Origin of the sequence: Caballeronia humi, from assembly GCF_001544475.1 — a bacterium.
Classification (GTDB): domain Bacteria; phylum Pseudomonadota; class Gammaproteobacteria; order Burkholderiales; family Burkholderiaceae; genus Caballeronia; species Caballeronia humi.
Map to the genome: position 1 here is coordinate 1 of NZ_FCNW02000140.1, position 3011 is coordinate 3011.

Annotated in this window: 1 protein-coding gene; it reads left to right on the top strand. The window is 56.6% G+C overall.

What is annotated here, in order from left to right:
• Nucleotides 1-1962: 1962 nt before the first annotated feature.
• Nucleotides 1963-3011 (top strand): tyrosinase family protein (locus AWB65_RS34465; protein ID WP_143281827.1); only part of this gene is annotated, 1049 nt, incomplete at its 3' end.

A 3011-nucleotide genomic window follows, 5' to 3' on the forward strand; every position in this document is an offset into this window, starting at 1 on the left:
ACCTGGATCACCTCTTCCTCGAACGGGTCGAGGTCCGTCACGGTCGATCACGCAGACGTCGTAACGCGCATTCGTGCCTGGATGCTCCCGGAAACTGTCGAAGATTAGCAATAGGCGGGCCCAGCAAACCCCCGGTACGGCGAGACTAGGGGGAAACGAATGAGACATCCCGACAGGCTCGTACGGCCCTAGCCATCATCCGGCAAGCGCTCGATGCGCACGTGGTGCAACGCTTCCGCGTGGCGCGGCCAAGCGATGTGCTCGCCTATCATGTAGTCCCGTTCCGGATGACGCTTGGAAACCGATGAAACATCCCACGCGGCACGATCCGCGCCTATACGAAGCGTCAAAACCAGCGCGGCGCCGGCCAAGCGGAGCAATTGCGCATATAGGGAGTCCGGCGTCACCGTGGGCTTGTCATTGTTACCGCGACCCCTTGACCACTGCTGCTACTGCGAACGGGCGTAAATGAGAATCGCTCTAGTAACCGAGCTTCGGACGATGCGCAAGACCTACCGGCCTGCGTGCGTTCTACTTGATTGGATGAGCGAGGAGGGAAGGCCCGTCTGATATGTCGTGTGAGGGCGACACACAGGATCCAAGGGTGTTTCAAAGTTAACCACTCCGCGATACCCGAGGACACTTATCTGTGGTTCTGACTAACTACGGCCGTTCGCTATACTCAGGAAAGACGTTAAGAGCGTAATCCACGGCTTTCGACAAGAGACGGCAATTGCATCGGCTGGTGTTCCGCAGTACCCTCCGAGCGTGCACTCGCCCGTGGTCGAGCGTAAAAGGCCCAATGAAGCGTCTCCGGGGTATGCTTCTCTTTGCGAGAAAGCAAATGGAAAAAGTTAGCCATCCCTTGAAAATTGGCATGCAAGGCACCGCGGTCGTCCGACTACACGATGCCTTGCAGCTATGTTTAGAGCTTGGGGTACTCGTTGCAGAGTCCCCACGCGACCGTGGGCAGCTCGCTTTGGGCCTGGCACACGACCGTGCGCGCGCCCTGTATGGAGATGCTACGGCCACGCTAGTCGACCGATTCCAAGGCGAGCGCCGTCTTCTAGCCAACGGCGAGGTAGACGCAGCGGTGGCGGATGCGCTGAACGAACTCATGCGTTGCTGGGATAGCCCGAAGCTTCACTAGCGTCTAAGTTAAAAGGCTCGCTTACGCTAATTCATGTAGCATTTTTATGTTTGGTCTGCGCCATTCAGATCTCGGGGGCGGTGTGTTGGCTCCGCTCGGGCTGACAGGGGCTTGACTGTCACCATCGGAAGCTTCCGGCAAAGCAGCGAGTCACATCAAAACCTGTTTCGCTCCTTCAGCGTATGGAAACAAGCGCGTGCCAGCCGCGCACGACGGACTTGCGTAAATGTTCGAAATTTAAATTGCGCCGTCATACCGTTCAGGGCAGGTTCATCAACGCGGCCTGCTCGGCAAATTAGTTGATCCTGACTCGACGAAGATACAGATTTCCATGTACTGTTGCGCGCCGTTCTCTCACGGACAATCCACTATGGATAATTGCGTGCCTAACGATTCAATCTCGTAAACCTGCAATTAATGCTGCAATGGCCGTTTAGGCCTGCTTAGATCCGCCGTTTGTGCCAGCAGGGCGGTAAATGGCGAACGAATCGAGTCATGTCAGGGTAATTTCACGTGCGTCGTGCCTTGAACTTAATTCGTCAGTTTATCCTGCTTGCATGTGCGACAGCGCACGTTACTATGGGCGTAGCATGAAGTAGATTTCCTAATCAATCTTCGCGGCCGGAAGAAATTTTAGTCTCGCGAACCGTTCATCTTCCACGTTGCGCCTATTTCGCAACGTTATTCATCAGCCGGGCTAAGGACTTCGATTGCGCCATAGCCAAAAACATTCGCGGCGTTCAAGAACATTCCGTCTTGCAGGATGTTCACCTGTATTTAAATGTTCACCAGGGCTACTGCTGGAGAATTTCATGAGCCATTTAAAACTTGACCGCCGAACGTTCCTGGGTGGAGCGGCCTCGGCATTGTCTCTCGCTGCGCTTCCGAGCTTTGCTCAAAGCGGGCAGCGCCGTCTTGAGTGGCAGCAATTCAAGGTAACCCCTGAATACGCGTCGTTCTACGACGCCGTAAACCAGATGCGCAGCAATAACAACGCGAATGACCCAAAATCATGGCAATATTGGGTCAATGTGCACGTTAACTATTGTCCTCACAAAGTCGCGTATTTTCTTGCTTGGCACCGGGGGTATCTCTGGCACTTCGAACGCCGCCTGCAGCTGATCTCAGGCAATCCGAAGCTTATGCTGCCCTATTGGGATTGGTACAAAAATCCGACGCTCCCGAGCGAGTTCACTACGCCGGGTAATCCGTTTTACCCGAGTGTTGCTCGGGTTGGCACCAGCGTCTACAGTGCCTTGGACCTGACACCGTTTCAGAGCTCGACGGTAAACTTCCAGCGCGGCACGGTGAATTCGTTCGAAGAGCGCTTCGAAACGCGTCCGCACAATCCTGTGCACAACCTAATCGGCGGTTCGATGGCAACTATGCAGTCTCCGCTCGATCCGATCTTCTTCCTCCACCACTGCAACGTCGACAGGCTTTGGCACGCATGGGCGCTGCCCGACGGCCGTACAATGCCGGTGTCGAGCTCGCCTTACTGGACGGGTGCGCCTACGTCTTTCGTCTATGCGCCGGGCCTTACGATGCCGAAGGTTGACACGTACTCGCCGCGCCGGGCGGGCACCGTCAAAATCACCGCTTACGACTATGACAACACCTCACGGCCAACGTCGCTGCCGCCGCAAGCGCAGCTGGGCCGCATCATCCGGGTCCAAGCGGAGCGCCCGCAGCTTCGACAGCGCCCGCCGGTCGGCTTGTTCAAGGCGACGCCAGCTCGCGACATCACGGGGGACGAGCGCGCGATCGGCGGGGTCAGAAGCGTTGCGCTGAATGAACAGTCGATCAGCGCGCTTGTCACGGCCGAGGCGAGTTCGGTCCAGTCGATGCAGGACGTCATCAC